The sequence below is a fragment of the Streptomyces gobitricini genome (assembly GCF_039532985.1).
Taxonomy (GTDB): domain Bacteria; phylum Actinomycetota; class Actinomycetes; order Streptomycetales; family Streptomycetaceae; genus Streptomyces; species Streptomyces gobitricini.
This window is the reverse complement of sequence record NZ_BAAASR010000021.1, coordinates 94,691-109,881: the sequence shown is the minus strand read 5'-3', so window position 1 is coordinate 109,881 and position 15,191 is coordinate 94,691. Positions and strand designations below refer to the sequence as shown.

17 protein-coding genes and 4 tRNA genes are annotated in these 15,191 nt (G+C 72.2%); 13 read left to right on the top strand and 8 right to left on the bottom strand.

Going from position 1 to position 15,191, the window contains the following annotated elements:
* Positions 1 to 28: 28 nt before the first annotated feature.
* The 3 genes from mscL (at position 29) to ABD347_RS19890 (ending at position 1,884) form a co-directional block, all read left to right on the top strand.
* Complete coding sequence (mscL, locus tag ABD347_RS19900) at positions 29 to 484, top strand: large conductance mechanosensitive channel protein MscL (RefSeq protein WP_344363151.1); 456 nt, start codon at positions 29 to 31, stop codon at positions 482 to 484.
* A 147-nt stretch (positions 485 to 631) separates the two neighbouring features.
* Positions 632 to 1,495, top strand: a complete 864-nt coding sequence (gene htpX / locus ABD347_RS19895) for a zinc metalloprotease HtpX (protein ID WP_344363149.1) — start codon at positions 632 to 634, stop codon at positions 1,493 to 1,495.
* The gene (locus ABD347_RS19890; protein ID WP_344363147.1) at positions 1,492 to 1,884 is read left to right on the top strand and encodes a YccF domain-containing protein; all 393 of its coding nucleotides are present in this window, start codon (positions 1,492 to 1,494) and stop codon (positions 1,882 to 1,884) included. Before htpX ends, ABD347_RS19890 begins: the two co-directional genes overlap by 4 nt.
* A 133-nt stretch (positions 1,885 to 2,017) precedes the next feature.
* Here the strand turns inward: ABD347_RS19890 and ABD347_RS19885 are convergent, their stop codons facing one another.
* On the bottom strand, positions 2,018 to 3,232 hold the full coding sequence (locus ABD347_RS19885) for an APC family permease (protein WP_344363145.1): 1,215 nt from the start codon (positions 3,230 to 3,232) through the stop codon (positions 2,018 to 2,020).
* 86 nt (positions 3,233 to 3,318) lie between these two features.
* Between ABD347_RS19885 and ABD347_RS19880 the strand changes: the two genes are divergently transcribed.
* Positions 3,319 to 3,588 (top strand): GlsB/YeaQ/YmgE family stress response membrane protein, encoded by a 270-nt coding sequence (locus ABD347_RS19880; RefSeq protein ID WP_344363143.1) that lies wholly within the window; start codon positions 3,319 to 3,321, stop codon positions 3,586 to 3,588.
* A 79-nt stretch (positions 3,589 to 3,667) separates the two neighbouring features.
* On the opposite strand, the gene ABD347_RS19875 is transcribed toward ABD347_RS19880, so the two are convergent.
* From ABD347_RS19875 to ABD347_RS19865, 3 genes are all read right to left on the bottom strand, one after another.
* A complete protein-coding gene (locus ABD347_RS19875; RefSeq protein WP_344363141.1) occupies positions 3,668 to 4,354 on the bottom strand; it encodes an alpha-ketoglutarate-dependent dioxygenase AlkB family protein in 687 nt (228 codons plus the stop codon).
* Complete coding sequence (locus ABD347_RS19870; RefSeq protein WP_344363140.1) at positions 4,351 to 4,860, bottom strand: methylated-DNA--[protein]-cysteine S-methyltransferase; 510 nt, start codon at positions 4,858 to 4,860, stop codon at positions 4,351 to 4,353. Before ABD347_RS19870 ends, ABD347_RS19875 begins: the two co-directional genes overlap by 4 nt.
* Before the next feature lie 164 nt (positions 4,861 to 5,024).
* Complete coding sequence (locus tag ABD347_RS19865; RefSeq protein WP_344363139.1) at positions 5,025 to 5,513, bottom strand: YajQ family cyclic di-GMP-binding protein; 489 nt, start codon at positions 5,511 to 5,513, stop codon at positions 5,025 to 5,027.
* A 203-nt stretch (positions 5,514 to 5,716) separates the two neighbouring features.
* Between ABD347_RS19865 and ABD347_RS19860 the strand changes: the two genes are divergently transcribed.
* Positions 5,717 to 5,798, top strand: a tRNA-Tyr gene (locus ABD347_RS19860).
* Between the two features lie 334 nt (positions 5,799 to 6,132).
* Here the strand turns inward: ABD347_RS19860 and ABD347_RS19855 are convergent.
* Both ABD347_RS19855 and ABD347_RS19850 read right to left on the bottom strand, forming a co-directional pair.
* Positions 6,133 to 6,789: an SDR family oxidoreductase gene (locus ABD347_RS19855; protein ID WP_344363136.1), complete on the bottom strand. Its 657-nt coding sequence runs from the start codon at positions 6,787 to 6,789 to the stop codon at positions 6,133 to 6,135.
* 34 nt (positions 6,790 to 6,823) lie between these two features.
* On the bottom strand, positions 6,824 to 8,056 hold the full coding sequence (locus ABD347_RS19850; protein WP_344363133.1) for an amidohydrolase family protein: 1,233 nt from the start codon (positions 8,054 to 8,056) through the stop codon (positions 6,824 to 6,826).
* Positions 8,057 to 8,472: 416 nt separating this feature from the next.
* On the opposite strand from ABD347_RS19850, the gene ABD347_RS19845 reads away from it, so the two are divergent.
* The 6 genes from ABD347_RS19845 to ABD347_RS19820 all read left to right on the top strand — a co-directional run bounded on the left by ABD347_RS19845 (position 8,473) and on the right by ABD347_RS19820 (position 11,490).
* Positions 8,473 to 8,545 (top strand) — tRNA-Thr (locus ABD347_RS19845).
* A gap of 44 nt (positions 8,546 to 8,589) precedes the next feature.
* Positions 8,590 to 8,662, top strand: a tRNA-Met gene (locus ABD347_RS19840).
* Positions 8,663 to 8,750: 88 nt separating this feature from the next.
* On the top strand, positions 8,751 to 8,915 hold the full coding sequence (gene rpmG / locus ABD347_RS19835; protein ID WP_003948671.1) for a 50S ribosomal protein L33: 165 nt from the start codon (positions 8,751 to 8,753) through the stop codon (positions 8,913 to 8,915).
* 82 nt (positions 8,916 to 8,997) lie between these two features.
* Positions 8,998 to 9,453 carry an FAS1-like dehydratase domain-containing protein gene (locus tag ABD347_RS19830; protein WP_344363131.1) on the top strand — a complete coding sequence of 152 codons (456 nt, stop codon included), beginning with the start codon at positions 8,998 to 9,000 and terminating at the stop codon, positions 9,451 to 9,453.
* Positions 9,454 to 9,457: 4 nt separating this feature from the next.
* Positions 9,458 to 9,886: a MaoC family dehydratase gene (locus ABD347_RS19825; RefSeq protein WP_344363129.1), complete on the top strand. Its 429-nt coding sequence runs from the start codon at positions 9,458 to 9,460 to the stop codon at positions 9,884 to 9,886.
* A gap of 548 nt (positions 9,887 to 10,434) precedes the next feature.
* Positions 10,435 to 11,490 carry a UDP-N-acetylmuramate dehydrogenase gene (locus tag ABD347_RS19820; RefSeq protein ID WP_344363126.1) on the top strand — a complete coding sequence of 352 codons (1,056 nt, stop codon included), beginning with the start codon at positions 10,435 to 10,437 and terminating at the stop codon, positions 11,488 to 11,490.
* A 633-nt stretch (positions 11,491 to 12,123) separates the two neighbouring features.
* Here the strand turns inward: ABD347_RS19820 and ABD347_RS19815 are convergent.
* Together ABD347_RS19815 and ABD347_RS19810 are read right to left on the bottom strand one after the other, a co-directional pair.
* Positions 12,124 to 13,155, bottom strand: coding sequence for an adenosine deaminase (locus ABD347_RS19815; RefSeq protein ID WP_344363124.1), 1,032 nt, complete (start codon positions 13,153 to 13,155; stop codon positions 12,124 to 12,126).
* Between the two features lie 121 nt (positions 13,156 to 13,276).
* Positions 13,277 to 14,503, bottom strand: coding sequence for a pyridoxal phosphate-dependent aminotransferase (locus tag ABD347_RS19810; protein ID WP_344363122.1), 1,227 nt, complete (start codon positions 14,501 to 14,503; stop codon positions 13,277 to 13,279).
* A gap of 193 nt (positions 14,504 to 14,696) precedes the next feature.
* Between ABD347_RS19810 and ABD347_RS19805 the strand changes: the two genes are divergently transcribed.
* Together ABD347_RS19805 and secE are read left to right on the top strand one after the other, a co-directional pair.
* Positions 14,697 to 14,769 (top strand) — tRNA-Trp (locus tag ABD347_RS19805).
* 102 nt (positions 14,770 to 14,871) lie between these two features.
* Complete coding sequence (secE, locus tag ABD347_RS19800; RefSeq protein WP_064069968.1) at positions 14,872 to 15,159, top strand: preprotein translocase subunit SecE; 288 nt, start codon at positions 14,872 to 14,874, stop codon at positions 15,157 to 15,159.
* The last annotated feature ends 32 nt before the right edge of the window (positions 15,160 to 15,191 follow it).

The following is a 15,191-nucleotide window of genomic DNA, read 5'->3' as shown; positions in this document are numbered from 1 at the left end:
AACCCACGCACCATCGAGGAGCACGGCCGTGCTGAACGGTTTCAAGGACTTCGTCCTCCGTGGAAACGTCATCTCCATGGCGATCGGCCTCGCCGTCGGCGCCGCCTTCACCGCGGTCGTCACCGCCTTCAGCAACGCCTTCATCACCCCGCTCATCGGTCTCGCCACGGGCACCGTCGGTGACTTCAGCCACTCCTACTTCACCATCCGGGACGCCAAGTTCCCCTACGGCCTGTTCATCAGCGCCGCTCTGGCTTTCATGATCACGGCGGCCGTCCTCTACTTCTGTGTCGTCGTCCCGATGATGAAGATCCAGACCCGGTTCAAGCGCGACGAGTCCTTCGACATCAAGGCGGCGGTGCGCGACTGCCCGCGCTGCTTCACCGAGATCCCGGCCGTCGCCAGCCGCTGCGCCCACTGCACCAGCGACGTCGAGCCGGTGCGGCAAGCCCTGGAGAAGGCCGGGCTCGTCGCCCAGCGCTGAATCACCCGGACGGCCCACCCCTCCACCCCCGGCGCACAAGGGAACCCGCCATGCCCGCCTGGCGTTGACCAGTACGGGAGCGTCCACTGAACAGTGGAGCAGCACCAGGCAAAGGGTTCCCCTGCCGCACCACTTGGAGGGCGTACCGTGCATCGCCGGCACAACGGGCTGAAGACCGCCGTACTCCTCGGGGGACTGTCCGCACTCATCATCCTGATCGGCAGCTTCTTCGGCCGTACCGGGCTCTTCGTCGCGCTTCTCGTGGCGCTCGGCACCAACGCCTACGCGTACTGGAACAGCGACAGGCTCGCGCTGCGGGCCATGCGGGCCCGCCCCGTGAGCGAATTCCAGGCGCCCCAGCTGTACCGGATGGTGCGTGAGCTCTCCACACAGGCCCGGCAGCCGATGCCCCGCCTCTACATCTCGCCGACCCAGGCGCCCAACGCCTTCGCGACCGGCCGCAACCCGCGCAACGCCGCGGTGTGCTGCACCGAGGGCATCCTGCAGATCCTCGACGAGCGCGAGCTGCGCGGCGTCATCGGCCACGAGCTGAGCCATGTCTACAACCGGGACATCCTGATCTCCTCGGTCGCCGGAGCCCTCGCCTCCGTGATCATGTTCCTGGTGAACTTCGCGTGGCTGATCCCGATCGGCCGGTCCGACGACGATGACGGGCCGGGCCTGATCGGCATGCTGCTGATCATGCTGCTGGGCCCGCTCGCCGCATCGGTGATCCAGCTCGCCATCAGCCGCTCCCGGGAGTACGAGGCCGACGCCTCCGGCGCTCAGCTCACCGGCGACCCGCTCGCCCTGGCCAGCGCGCTGCGCAAGCTGGAGGCGGGCACCAAGCGGCTCCCGCTCCCGCCGGAGCCCAGGATCGAGACCGCGAGCCACATGATGATCGCGAACCCGTTCCGCCCCGGCCGGGGGTTCGCCAAGATGTTCTCGACCCACCCGCCGATGGCGGAACGCATCGCCCGGCTCGAACAGATGGCAGGTCGCCACCCATGAAAACCATCCTGAACGTCATATGGCTCGTCCTGAGTGGCTTCTGGCTGTTCCTCGGCTACCTGGCCGCGGGCCTGCTGCTCTGCGTCACCATCATCGGCATCCCCTTCGGCCTGGCCGCCTTCCGCATCGGGGTGTACGCGCTGTGGCCCTTCGGCCAGACGGTCGTCGACCGCCGCGACGCGGGTGCCCCGTCCTGCGTCGGCAACGTGCTGTGGCTGGTGCTGGCCGGCTGGTGGCTGGCACTGGGCCATGTCGTCACGGGCGTCGTCCTGTGCGTCACGATCATCGGCATCCCGCTCGGCATCGCGAACTTCAAGCTCATCCCGGTGTCCCTGCTGCCGCTGGGCAAGGAGATCGTGCCCAGCGACCGTCCGTTCGCGACCCGGTGAGGGAAGGGGCGGCGCGGCCGTCCTCGCGTGATTGTCAGTGCCGTGGTGCACCATGAACACATGACCGAGAACGAGCAGTTGGCGCCCGGTGGCGTGGTCGCGGCCCGCACCCGAATATGACGCGCCGGATGCGTCAGCTTCGCCGTACCGCGTACATCACCGCGCCCGCGGCCAGGACCGCCGTGCCGACCAGGACCGACGACACGGGCAGTGCGAACGCGAGGGCCAGGCAGCCCGCCAGCCCGGCCCCGGCGAGGATCCGCCCCGAACCGAGCGTCCACGCCGAGGCGTTGGCGATCGCGTAGTACACCAGCACCCCGAACGACGAGAATCCGATCGCCCCGCGCACGTCCGCCGTCGCCGCCACCACCGCGACGACCAGCCCCACCGCGAGCTCCGCGTGGTGCGGCACATGGAATCGGGGGTGCACGGCAGCGAGCGCGCGAGGCAGGTGACCGTCACGCGCCATCGCCAGCGTCGTACGGGACACCCCGAGGACCAGCGCCAGCAGGGAACCCAGCGCGGCCACCGTCGCGCCCACGCGCACCACCGGAACCAGCCAGCCCGCACCCGTCGCCCGCGCCGCGTCCGCGAGCGGAGCCGCCGACCCGGCCAGCTCCCCCGCCTCCAGCACCGAAAGGACGGACACCGCCACACCCGCGTACACGACCAGCGCGATGCCCAGCGCGAGTGGCACCGCCCGGGGGATGGTCCGCGCCGGGTCCCGTACCTCCTCGCCGAGCGTGGCGATCCGCGCGTACCCGGCGAAGGCGAAGAACAGCAGGCCGGCCGCCTGCAGCACCCCTCCCGCCGACACGTCCCCACCGAACTCCAGGCGCCCGGCATCCGCCGCCTCCGACCCGAGGGAGGAGACCACCACCGCGACCAGGACCGCCAGCACCCCCGCCACGATCACGCGCGTGAGCAGGGCCGACTTCCGCACGCCCCCGTAGTTCACGGCGGTCATCGCCACCACCGCCGCGACCGCCACCGCATGGGCCTGCCCGGGCCACACGTACGACCCGACCGCCAGGGCCATCGCCGCGCACGAGGCCGTCTTGCCGACCACGAAGGCCCAGCCCGCGAGGTAGCCCCAGAAGGGACCGAGCCGTTCACGCCCGTACACATACGTCCCGCCCGAAGCCGGATAGTGGGCGGCCAGCCGTGCCGACGCCATCGCGTTGCAGTACGCGACCGCCCCGGCCAGCGCCAGCCCCAGCAACAGCCCGCTTCCAGCAGCCCCGGCCGCCGGACCGAGCGCCACGAAGATTCCGGCACCGATCATCGACCCCAGCCCGATGACGACCGCGTCGAAGACGCCCAGCGACCGCCGCAGCTCCTGTGTCATGCGCCGCACCCTACTGATCCGCGCAACCACGCTCCGCACCCCGGGCGTCCTCCCGGACAACACCGCACGAAAGGCGAGTTCACGGCATGGACATTCTCAGCTGGATCATTCTCGGGCTGCTGGCCGGCGTCGTCGCCAAGGTGCTCCTGCCCGGCCGTGACCCCGGCGGCCTGATCGGCACGACGCTCATCGGTATCGCGGGCGCCTTCGTCGGAGGCTGGATATCGGCCCGCTACCTGGACCGCCCGATCAGCAACCAGTTCTACGACGGTCCCACCTGGCTCGCGGCCATCGGTGGCTCGCTCGTGCTGCTGATCGCCTACCGCATCCTGTTCGGTCACTCGCGCTCACGCTGAGCGGGTGCCCCGAGGCCGGGGCCGCGCCGGAGCCCCGCGTAGTCCGGGCCCCGGGCCCCGGGGCCCCGGGTTTCCGGGGTCACCCGGGCAGCCCCGTCTCCCGCAGCGTGATGTTCAACCGGCCCGACGCCAGGCCCACGGCCGGATCGGCGGTGCCGGGCCGTACCTTCGGCACCCCGTGGAACGCGAAACGCGACGGGCCACCGAAGACGAACAGGTCGCCCGAGACCAACTCCACATCCGTGTAAGGGCGGTTGCGCGTCGCGGTGTTCCCGAACCGGAAGACACAGCTGTCCCCGATGCTCAGCGACACCACCGGGGCGGCGGACCGCTCCTCCTTGTCCTGGTGCATGCCCATGCGGGCCGCCCCGTCATAGAAGTTGATCAACGCCGTGTCCGGAGCGTACTCACCGGCGCCACCGCCACCGCCACCGCCACCGCCGCCCCCGTACGCCGCCACCAGCGCCTCCCGCCCCAGGTCCGCCAGCCAGTCCGGAAAGCGGGCCACCCGGGCACCGTTCACGTCCCCGGCCGTCCGCGTGTACCGGTACGGCTGCCAGTGCCAGCCGAGGCACACCGTCCGCACGGACATCACCCCGCCACCCGGCAGCACGGTGTGCCGCATCGGCACCGGACCCAGCGCCCACTCACGGCACGCCGCGACCAGTTCCCGTTGCCGCTCCACCGACAGCCACCCCGGCACGTGCACCGCACCGGGGGCGACCTCCACCGGCTCGTGGGGCAGCGCGAACAGGCCGTCCCTCACCGTATGAGCGCGCCTTCCAGCCCCAGCAGCCGCTCCTTGCGCTCCAGCCCGCCCGCGTACCCCCGCAGCGCCCCGTCCGCGCCGATCACCCGGTGGCAGGGGCGCACCACCAGCAGGGGGTTGCGCCCGATCGCGGTCCCCACCGCACGTACTCCGGCACCGGACGCGCCGACGCGCGCCGCGATCTCGCCGTACGTCACGGTCGTGCCGTACGGGATGTCCTCCAGCGCACGCCACACCCGCCGCTGGAAGTCGGTGCCGGTGCCGGTGCCGGTGTGGGCGTACGCGAGGTCGAAGCGGGTCAGCCCGCCCGTGAAGTACGCCCGCAGCTGAGTCGCGATGCCGAGGAACGCCTCCGGGTCGTGCCGCCATCCCTCCCGGACGACCACCCCACCCTTCTGCCCCGGCAGGGAGAGCGAGGCGAGCGCGGTCCGGCCGTCCGCGGACTCCTCGCCGGTGAGCAGCATCTCGCCCAGCGGGCCGTCGACGTACGCGTACACCGTCATGATCCGTTCCCTTCCTCCTCGGTCCCCACCAGTCTCCGTCCGTCCCGGCGCCGGAGCTGGCGGTTTTCGGACACGACGATCCCCGGGCCACAGGGCGGGGGCGGACCGGCCGCAGCCGTGTCCGCCCCCGATGCGCCCGGGCCCGGCCGCGCCGGCGCGCGGTTCTACCGGTAGTTCACGAACTGCAGGGCGAAGTCGAAGTCCTGCCCCTTCAGCAGCGCGATGACGGCCTGGAGGTCGTCGCGGCTCTTCGAGCTGACGCGGAGCTCGTCGCCCTGCACCTGGGCCTTGACGCCCTTGGGGCCCTGGTCGCGGATGATCTTCGCCACCTTCTTGGCGTTGTCCTGGGAGATGCCCTCCTCGATGGAGGCGAAGATCTTGTACTCCTTGCCGGACAGCTGCGGCTCACCGGCGTCCAGCGACTTCAGCGAGATCCCGCGCTTGATCAGCTTGGACTCGAACACGTCGAGGATGGCCTTCACCCGCTCCTCGGAGTTCGCCTGCATCAGGATCTTCTCGCCCGACCAGGCGATGGAGGCCCCGACGTTCTTGAAGTCGTAGCGCTGCGAGATCTCCTTCGCCGCCTGGTTGAGGGCGTTGTCGACCTCCTGCCGCTCGACCTTCGAGACGATGTCGAAACTGGAGTCGGCCATGTCCTGTGGCTCCTTGAGTCGCGTGCGTAGAGGTTGCCTAGAGGTACGGCCGGGCTCCCGGACCGCACCGCAAAGCCTAGCCATCCCGCCCACCACGAGCGCTGATCAATCCGGTGGCGGAGCACCCCCGGACATCGGGTATCGTTTACGTCGTTGCCGGGGAGCACCGCCGAAAAGCGGCCATCCTCCTGGCGACATCCCATGGCGGTGTGCCCGAGTGGCCAATGGGAGCGGACTGTAAATCCGTCGGCTTAGCCTACCCAGGTTCGAATCCTGGCGCCGCCACGCGATGAACGGCCCCTGATCTGCGGAAACGCGATCAGGGGCCGTTTGCGTGAGTGGGCAGTTCACGGGAGGGACCGTTCGTGCGAGCGGGCCCCCTCGCGCGGCGCGGGGGGCTGTTCGCCTCGGCCGCCGTTCGTGCGAGCGGGCGGCAGGGCCGGCCGGCCCGGATGGTGGCGGGGGCCGGGCACCGGTGGTCCCGAAGCCCCGCCCCGCCGGCCATCCGATCAGCTCCGGCGGCCGGCTGGGAGCCCGGCGAAGCCGTCCATCGTCATTGAACGGCGCGTGAAGACACCCGCCCGCTCGGTCCGTTCCACCACGACCGGTCCGGGGAACGTCATTCGCCCGCGACCGCCTTCACCGCGACCGTCACCGGTACCGAGCCGCTGACCAGCTCCAGCGTCAGCCCCGCCGTGGCCGGCGTCTCCACCAGCTCGGCCAGCACCGCCGCCACGTCGTCGCGCGGCACCGGCCTGCGCCCGGTCGACGCCTCCAGCCGCACAAGACCCGTCCCGGCGTCGTTGGTCAGCATGCCGGGCTTGAGGATCGTCCAGTCCAGGTTCCGCATGGCCCGTACGTAGTCGTCAGCGGCACCCTTCGCCCGCAGGTACGCGTCGAAGACCTCGTCCCCGGCGCGGTCCGCGTCGGCGCCCATCGACGACACGACGAGGTAGCGCCGTACCCCCGCCCGCTCCGCCGCGTCCGCGCAGAGCACCGCCGCGCCCCGGTCCACGGACGCCTTGCGCTCGGCGCCGCTGCCCGGCCCGGCACCCGCCGCGAACACCATCGCGTCGGCGCCCGTCAACGCCTCCGCGACCGCCTCGACGGTGGCCGACTCCAGGTCCAGCACCACCGGTTCGGCACCCGCCTCCCGCAGGGCGTCCGCCTGTTCGGGATCGCGGATGATGCCCGCGACCTCGTGCCCGCCCGCCGAGAGCAGCCGCTCCAGCCGCAGGGCGATCCGACCGTGTCCTCCAGCGATGACAATGCGCATGCTCCCGACCGTACGACGTCGCGGCCCGAAGTGCTCACGGACGGGCGTCCGGACGCCCCTGGCGCGGCAGTTCGAGCGCCGCCGCCGAGTCGCAGTACTCCCGCACCGCGCTGGTCCGCGCCACCACCCGCCCCCGGTGCACCACGATCCTGCTGTACGCCAGCGACAGCACGCCCGCCAGCCGCTCCCCCCGCACCGCCAGCAGCTCCGCCGGGAAACCCGCCTCCACCCGGACGTCCGGCAGACCCATCGCCTCCCGCGCGGCCCCGCTCACCGCCCCGTACGCCTCGGCCGGCCGCAACCCGCCCTGGGAGGCCAGCAGGTACGCCGCCTCCAGCGGATCGCCCCGGCCCACCGGGTTGGCCACGTCCCGCAGCGTCCCGCTCCCGGCCGCGACCCGCACCCCCGCCGCCCGCAGCAGCCGCACGGGCGCGACGCCCCGCACCTCGGTACCGCCACAACCCCCCTGCGGCAGGCACACGACCGTCACACCGGCCGCCGCGAGCTGGTCGGCCGCCCGGGCCGCCGCGTCCCTGGAGAGCCGCCCCAGGGCCCCGCACGGCCCGATGGTGACCCCCGGCCGCAGCCCGCCCACCATGGCCGCCAGCCGCGCGAGGCGCGCCGGGTCGTCGCCGTCGGTGTGCAGGTCCACCGGACAGCCCTGCTCGGCCGCCACCTCCAGGACCGCCTCCGCGTAGCCGGCCGGGTCCGGGTCCAGGTCGGGGCACCCGCCGACCACGCCGGCGCCCATCTTCACCGCGTCGCGCAGCATGGCGAGGCCGTCCGCGCCCGCCACGCCGGTCAGCAGCCGCGGTACGGCGACCGCCGTCAGGTCGGCCAGGCCGCGCAGCGAGCGCCGCGCCTGGAGGACCGCCTCCAGGGGCCCCAGCCCCTGGACGTCGCCGATCCGTACGTGGGCGCGCAGCGCGGTCGCGCCGTGCCCGAGCTGGAGCAGGGCGGCCTCGGTGGCGCGGCGCTGGACGTCCTCGGTGGCGTAGGACACGGGGCCCGGGCAGTCGGCGCTGAGCGCGGTGTCGGCGTGGCCGTGCGGTTCCGCGGGGGCGGGCAGCAGCAGGTAGCCGGTGAGGTCCACACGGGCGCCGTGGGTGGGCAGGCTGCCCGCGGTGCCCACGGCTTCGATGCGTCCGCCGCCGATGCGTACGTCGACGGTCCGGCCGTCGGTCAGTCGGGCGCCGCACAGCAGCAGCGCGGCGGTGTCGGCGGTGGCGCCCGCGGGCGGCTGCGGCTGCTGGCTGTCGGAGGACATCGGGCTCCTGGCGGGCTCGGGGGCTCGGTGGCTCGGGCGTGATCCGTGGTGGGGCCGCCGGCTTGCCCGCGTGCACGGGTGTACTGGCGCGATCACGTAGCGTGAGGCGAGCCTAGGGGCCCTCCGACCGGGCATCGAGGAGGAGCGCAATAGTCGTACCGGCATGGGCCGCGAGTGGCGTACGGGTCACCGGAGTCGGAGGTGGTTCCCGAGCCGGGGACGGTGTGCGGGGCGATGTCCGGGCCGGTTCGGGGAGGGCGGTGGGAAGGCGGCGGGAGACCGTTCGCCCGAGGGCTACCGAGGGCGGTCGGGGGAGGCCGCGGGGGTGGTCGGAGGTGTGGCCGGGTCGCGGCCGGGTAGCCGCCCGAATCGGATTTGGGCGAACGGCGGCCGACCGTGTAATGTCTTCATCGCTCGCCCCAATAGCTCAGTCGGCAGAGCGTCTCCATGGTAAGGAGAAGGTCTACGGTTCGATTCCGTATTGGGGCTCTGGTGCGGTAGCCCTCACCTTCGGGTGAGGGATTCCGTATCAAAGCGGTGTAGCTCAGTCGGTAGAGCAAGCGGCTCATAATCGCTGTGTCACCGGTTCAAGTCCGGTCACCGCTACACACAGTAGCCGATTGTGGGGTCGGTCCTTCGATCGGCTACTCTTTTATGCGTTCATCCGTCCAACGTCCGTCCAAGGAGCACTCACGTGGCTGCCACCGACGTCCGCCCGAAGATCACGCTGGCCTGCGTGGAGTGCAAGGAGCGGAACTACATCACCAAGAAGAACCGGCGTAACAACCCGGACCGTCTTGAGATGAAGAAGCACTGCCCGCGTTGCAACGCGCACACCGCGCACCGCGAGACGCGCTGAATCAGGCTCGTACACGAGGCCGTCCCCGAGAGGGGGCGGCCTCGTGTCGTTTGTTCGAGACACACCAGGAGGTAGCGAGTTCATGGCGCTCGATCAGTCCTTCGTGGGGCGGACCTACCCGCCCACCGCGCCGTACGAGGTCGGCCGGGAAAAGATCCGCGAATTCGCGGAGGCCGTCGGCGACGCGAATCCGGCGTACACCGACACGGAGGCCGCCAAGGCGCTCGGCCACTCGGAGGTGATCGCGCCGCCGACCTTCGTGTTCGCCATCACGTTCAGGGCGGCGGGTGAGGTGATCGCGGACCCGCAGCTGGGTCTGGACTACAGCCGCGTGGTGCACGGCGACCAGAAGTTCGCGTACACCCGGCCGGTACGGGCCGGGGACCGGCTGACGGTCACCTCGACCATCGAGGCGATCAAGTCGCTCGCCGGGAACGACATCGTCGACATCCGCGGCGAGGTCCACGACGAGGCCGGTGAGCACGTGGTGACCGCGTGGACGAAGCTCGTGGCCCGTGCCGCGGCAGAGGAGGCGTGAGGCGATGACCGCGAAGATCGCGTTCGACGAGGTCGAGGTCGGCACCGAGCTGCCGCCGCAGAGCTTCCCCGTGACGCGCGCCACGCTGGTGCGGTACGCGGGTGCCTCGGGGGACTTCAACCCGATCCACTGGAACGAGAAGTTCGCCAAGGAGGTCGGGCTGCCGGACGTCATCGCGCACGGCATGTTCACGATGGCCGAGGCGGTCCGGGTGGTGACCGACTGGACGGGCGACCCGGGAGCGGTCGTCGAGTACGGGGTGCGGTTCACCAAGCCGGTCGTCGTGCCCAACGACGAGGCGGGCGCCCTGATCGAGGTCAGCGGCAAGGTGGCCGCGAAGCTGGACGACAACCGGGTGCGCGTGGACCTGACCGCCATGAGCGCAGGCCAGAAGGTGCTGGGCATGTCCCGCGCGGTCGTGCGCCTCGCCTGACGCCCACCGGACGCCGTGCGGGCCGCCCAGCTCGGCTGGTGCCGTACCGGCCACCCGCCCAGCGGTGTCCGGTGCGGCGGCCGCCCGGGGTGCCGGCGCGGCGGCCCGGGCGCCGGGGCCGGCTTTCGGCACCCGGCTGGGAGTCCCGGCCTGCGGTCGCCCTGAGCGGACGGCCGGGCGGCCCGGGCGCCGTCCCGACTTCGCCGGCCCGGCCCTGCCTGATTCGGGTGACTGATCGGGTCAGTGCTTCGGCCGGGACTCCGGCTTCGGGCCGGGTGCGCGAGCTGTCCGGGTCCGAACGCCGGCCTGCCGGTCAGAAGCCGGAGGCCTGCCAGGCGCCGCGGCCACCCGTCCGGCACGTCGGGCCCTCGTGAGCTTCGCCACGCGGCTCACCGCCACCACCGCCCACCACCGCCACGGACCCGTCGACGGACGCGGGTGGACGGCGGTGCGCCCCGGGGCGTCCTCGGCCAGGGGGCGCACCGGGGGAGCACGGCGCCGTGGCCGGGACCCGGGGAGTGTCCGAGGCGCACCGTAGGCTTGGGCCCGTGCAGGAACTCCATGACGCTCCCCTCGCCCCGCTGACCACCTTCCGGCTCGGCGGCCCCGCCGACCGCCTCGTCACGGCCACGACCGACGACGAGGTCGTCGCCGCCGTACGTGAGGCGGACCGGGCCGGGACGCCGCTGCTCCTCATCGGCGGCGGTTCCAATCTGGTGATCGGCGACAAGGGCTTCGACGGCACCGCCCTGCGCATCGCCACCAGGGGCTTCACCCTGGACGGCACGCGGCTGGAGCTGGCGGCCGGCGAGGTGTGGACGGACGCCGTGGCCCGCACGGTGGAGGCCGGACTGGCCGGCATCGAGTGCCTGGCCGGCATCCCCGGCTCGGCGGGCGCCACGCCGATCCAGAACGTGGGGGCGTACGGCCAGGAGGTCTCGGCCACCATCACGGAGGTCGTCGCCTACGACCGCCGCGCGGGCGGGACGGTGACCGTCCCGAACGCCGAGTGCGCCTTCTCGTACCGCCACAGCCGTTTCAAGGCCGACCCCGACCGGTTCGTCGTGCTGCGCGTCCGCTTCGAGCTGGAGGACGCGCGGGGCCTGAGCGCGCCCATCAAGTACGCCGAGACGGCCCGCGCGCTCGGCGTGGAGCCCGGCGACCGCGTTCCGGCCGCCACCGCGCGTGAGACCGTGCTCAAGCTGCGCGCCGGCAAGGGCATGGTCCTGGACCCGGAGGACCACGACACCTGGTCGGCGGGATCGTTCTTCACCAACCCGGTCCTGGAGCAGCAGCAGTACGAGGAGTTCCTCGGCCGCGTCCGCGACCGCCTCGGCCCGGATGTCGCCCCGCCCGCCTTCCCGGCCGGCGACGGCAGGGTCAAGACCTCGGCTGCCTGGCTGATCGACAAGGCGGGCTTCACCAAGGGGTACGGCGCCGGTCCCGCCCGTATCTCCACCAAGCACACCCTGGCCCTCACCAACCGTGGCGGGGCCACCACCGAGGACCTCCTGGCCCTCGCCCGCGAGGTGGTCGCGGGCGTACGCGACGCCTTCGGCGTCACGCTGGTCAACGAGCCGGTGATGGTCGGCGTCTCGCTCTGAACCGAGCGTCCGAGGAGCAGGGGCGACGCGGCACGGGCGGACGTACGCGTCGCCGTGGATCCGGGGCGGCGGCCGGGCTCGGCCCGTGCGACCGGTGCTGACCGGGTTCCGCCCGCGCACGGGCCCCTACGGACACCGTGCCGTGCGGCCCCGTACGCCGCCGCGGCACACCACGCTCAGCGACCCCTCCGAGGGCTGGGGGGGCACCTCGTGGGCGACCACGGCGGGCCGGTCCGCCTCGCCGCGCTGCTCTCCTCCGCCGCGGCATGTCCTTCGGCTTCGGAGGACACAACGCCGTCCTCGTCCTGCGCGGCAGCCGGTCCGGCTGAACCCGCCGTCTCCCGGCACACCCTGGTGCGCGTGCCGCTGCGGGAGAGCGTCCCCCGGCAATACGCCCCGGGCCTCCGGGCCCCGGGACCCCGTCCGACCTCGTGCTGGTCCACCACACCCAGCGTCTGCGCCCCGCCGCCTCCCGCGATCCGGAGCACGGCGGGCTCCGGCCCGTGCGAGAAGGGGGCCGGCGAGACGCACGACGCACGGGTCGGCCCGTTCACCGGATGCCCGTGCCGGGGCGCGTCCGGCGCCGCACCGAGCGCGACGTCGGCTGCCAGGCGTACGCGCCCCACCCGCACTTCAGGCGGCCGGGCCGCCCGCCAGCCAGTCGTCGACGCCCGCCAGCAGCTTCGCCCTGACGCCCTCGGGGGCCGCCGAGCCGCGTACCGACTGCCGGGCCAGCTCCGCCAGCTCCTCGTCGGTGAAACCGTGGTGCACGCGCGCGATCTCGTACTGCGCCGCCAGCCGCGACCCGAACAGCAGCGGGTCGTCCGCGCCCAGCGCCAGCGGCACGCCCGCCTCGTACAGGGTCCGCAGCGGGACGTCCTCGGGCTTCTCGTACACGCCGAGCGCCACGTTCGACGCCGGGCACACCTCGCACGTCACGCCCCGCTCGGCCAGCTTCCGCAGCAGCCGTGGGTCCTCCGCCGCCCGCACACCGTGCCCGATGCGGGCCGCCCGCAGGTCGTCCAGGCAGTCCCGGACGGACGCCGGGCCCGTCAGCTCGCCCCCGTGCGGCGCCGCCAGCAGGCCGCCCTCACGGGCGATCGCGAACGCCCGGTCGAAGTCACGCGCCATCCCGCGCCGCTCGTCGTTCGAGAGCCCGAACCCGATCACTCCCCGGTCCGCGTACCGCACGGCCAGGCGGGCCAGCGTACGGGCGTCCAGCGGGTGCTTCATACGGTTCGCGGCCACCAGCACCCGCATGCCCAGGCCGGTCTCCCGCGAGGCGCTCCGGACCGCGTCCAGGATGATCTCCAGCGCCGAGATCAACCCGCCCAGGCGAGGCGCGTACGAGGTCGGGTCCACCTGGATCTCCAGCCACCCGGACCCGTCCCTGACGTCCTCCTCGGCCGCCTCCCGCACCAGCCGCTGGATGTCCTCCGGCTCGCGCAGACAGGACCGGGCGAGGTCGTACAACCGCTGGAAGCGGAACCAGCCCCGCTCGTCGGTGGCCCGGAGCTTCGGCGGCTCGCCGCCGGTCAGCGCCTCGGGCAGATGGACGCCGTACTTGTCGGCGAGCTCCAGCAGTGTCGCGGGCCGCATCGACCCCGTGAAGTGCAGGTGCAGGTGGGCCTTGGGCAACAACCGCAGATCTCGTACGTGCTCCATCCGGGGATCCTGCCAAAACCCCCGCCCGCGCGGGAGCCCCTTTCACTGATCGGGTGTCCCGGGGAACGGAGAAGCGGGCCCCCGCCGGGGGCCCGCTCACCTACGAAAAACGGGAGGTGGGTCAGTCGCGCGCTTCCGCCAGCAGCTTCTGCATCCGCGACACGCCCTCGACCAGGTCCTGGTCGCCCAGCGCGTACGACAGCCGCAGGTAGCCCGGGGTGCCGAACGCCTCGCCCGGGACGACCGCCACCTCGGCCTCGTCCAGGATCAGCGCCGCCAGCTCCACGGAGGTCTGCGGACGCTTGCCGCGGATCTCCTTGCCCAGCAGTCCCTTCACCGAGGGGTACGCGTAGAACGCGCCCTCCGGCGTCGGGCAGTAGACGCCCTCGATCTCGTTGAGCATCCGCACCATGGTCTGGCGGCGGCGGTCGAACGCGGTCCGCATCTCCGCCACCGCGTCCAGGCTGCCGGAGACAGCGGCCAGGGCGGCGGCCTGAGCGACGTTCGACACGTTCGACGTGGCGTGCGACTGAAGGTTGGTCGCGGCCTTCACCACGTCCTTCGGGCCGATGATCCACCCCACGCGCCACCCCGTCATGGCGTACGTCTTGGCGACGCCGTTGACGACGACGCACTTGTCGCGCAGCTCGGGCAGGATCGCCGGCAGCGAGGTGAACTTCGCGTCGCCGTACACCAAGTGCTCGTAGATCTCGTCGGTCAGCACCCACAGGCCGTGCTCCACGGCCCAGCGGCCGATGGCCTCGGCGTCGGCCTCGCTGTAGACGGCGCCGGTCGGGTTGGACGGCGAGACGAAGAGGACGACCTTGGTCCTCTCCGTGCGGGCCGCCTCCAGCTGCTCCACGGACACCCGGTAGCCGGTGGTCTCGTCGGCGACGACCTCCACCGGGACACCGCCCGCCAGGCGGATCGACTCGGGGTACGTCGTCCAGTACGGGGCCGGGACGATGACCTCGTCGCCCGGGTCCAGGATGGCGGCGAACGCCTCGTAGATGGCCTGCTTGCCGCCGTTGGTCACCAGGACCTGGGAGGCGTCGACCTCGTAACCGGAGTCGCGCAGCGTCTTCGCGGCGATGGCGGTCTTCAGCTCGGGCAGACCGCCGGCCGGCGTGTAGCGGTGGTACTTCGGGTTGCGGCAGGCCTCGATCGCCGCCTCGACGATGTAGTCGGGCGTCGGGAAGTCGGGCTCACCCGCGCCGAAGCCGATCACCGGACGTCCGGCGGCCTTCAGTGCCTTGGCCTTGGCGTCGACGGCGAGGGTCGCGGACTCGGAGATCGCGCCGACTCGGGCGGAGACCCGGCGCTCGGTGGGAGGGGTTGCAGCGCTCATGCGGCCCATCGTCCCAGACCACGGAAGAGCGCGGCACACGGGTTTGGCCGAGCGCACACCGGGGTGGCGGCGGGTGCGCGGGCCGCGTCCGGAGGTATCTGTTCGACGCGGCGCCGCTGACCACGTACACTCTCTGCTCGTTGGCCCTCACCGACCACTTCCTCGGATGCGGTAGGTTGGGGGAGAACGACAAAGGGTCGTAGCTCAATTGGTAGAGCACCGGTCTCCAAAACCGGCGGTTGGGGGTTCAAGTCCCTCCGGCCCTGCTACACACACCGCCAGGTTGTGTGCGCAGGTATGTACTTCATTGCACCGCCGTGCGGCTCCACCCGGGCGCGGCACGGCCGACCCGGAATCAGGTGAGAGACGTGACGGATGCCGTAGGCTCCATCGACATGCCTGATGCCGAGGACGAAGCACAGGAGTCGAAGAAGAAGGGCCGCAAGGGCGGCAAGCGCGGAAAGAAGGGCCCGCTGGGCCGTCTCGCGCTCTTCTACCGTCAGATTGTCGCCGAGCTGCGCAAGGTCGTCTGGCCGACTCGCAGCCAGCTGACGACGTACACGACCGTCGTCATCGTCTTCGTCGTCATCATGATCGGTCTGGTGACCGTGATTGACCTTGGCTTCCAGGAAGCAGTCAAGTACGTCTTCGGCTGATTCCCGCGGAGGGCGCCCACCCCGGCGCCCCT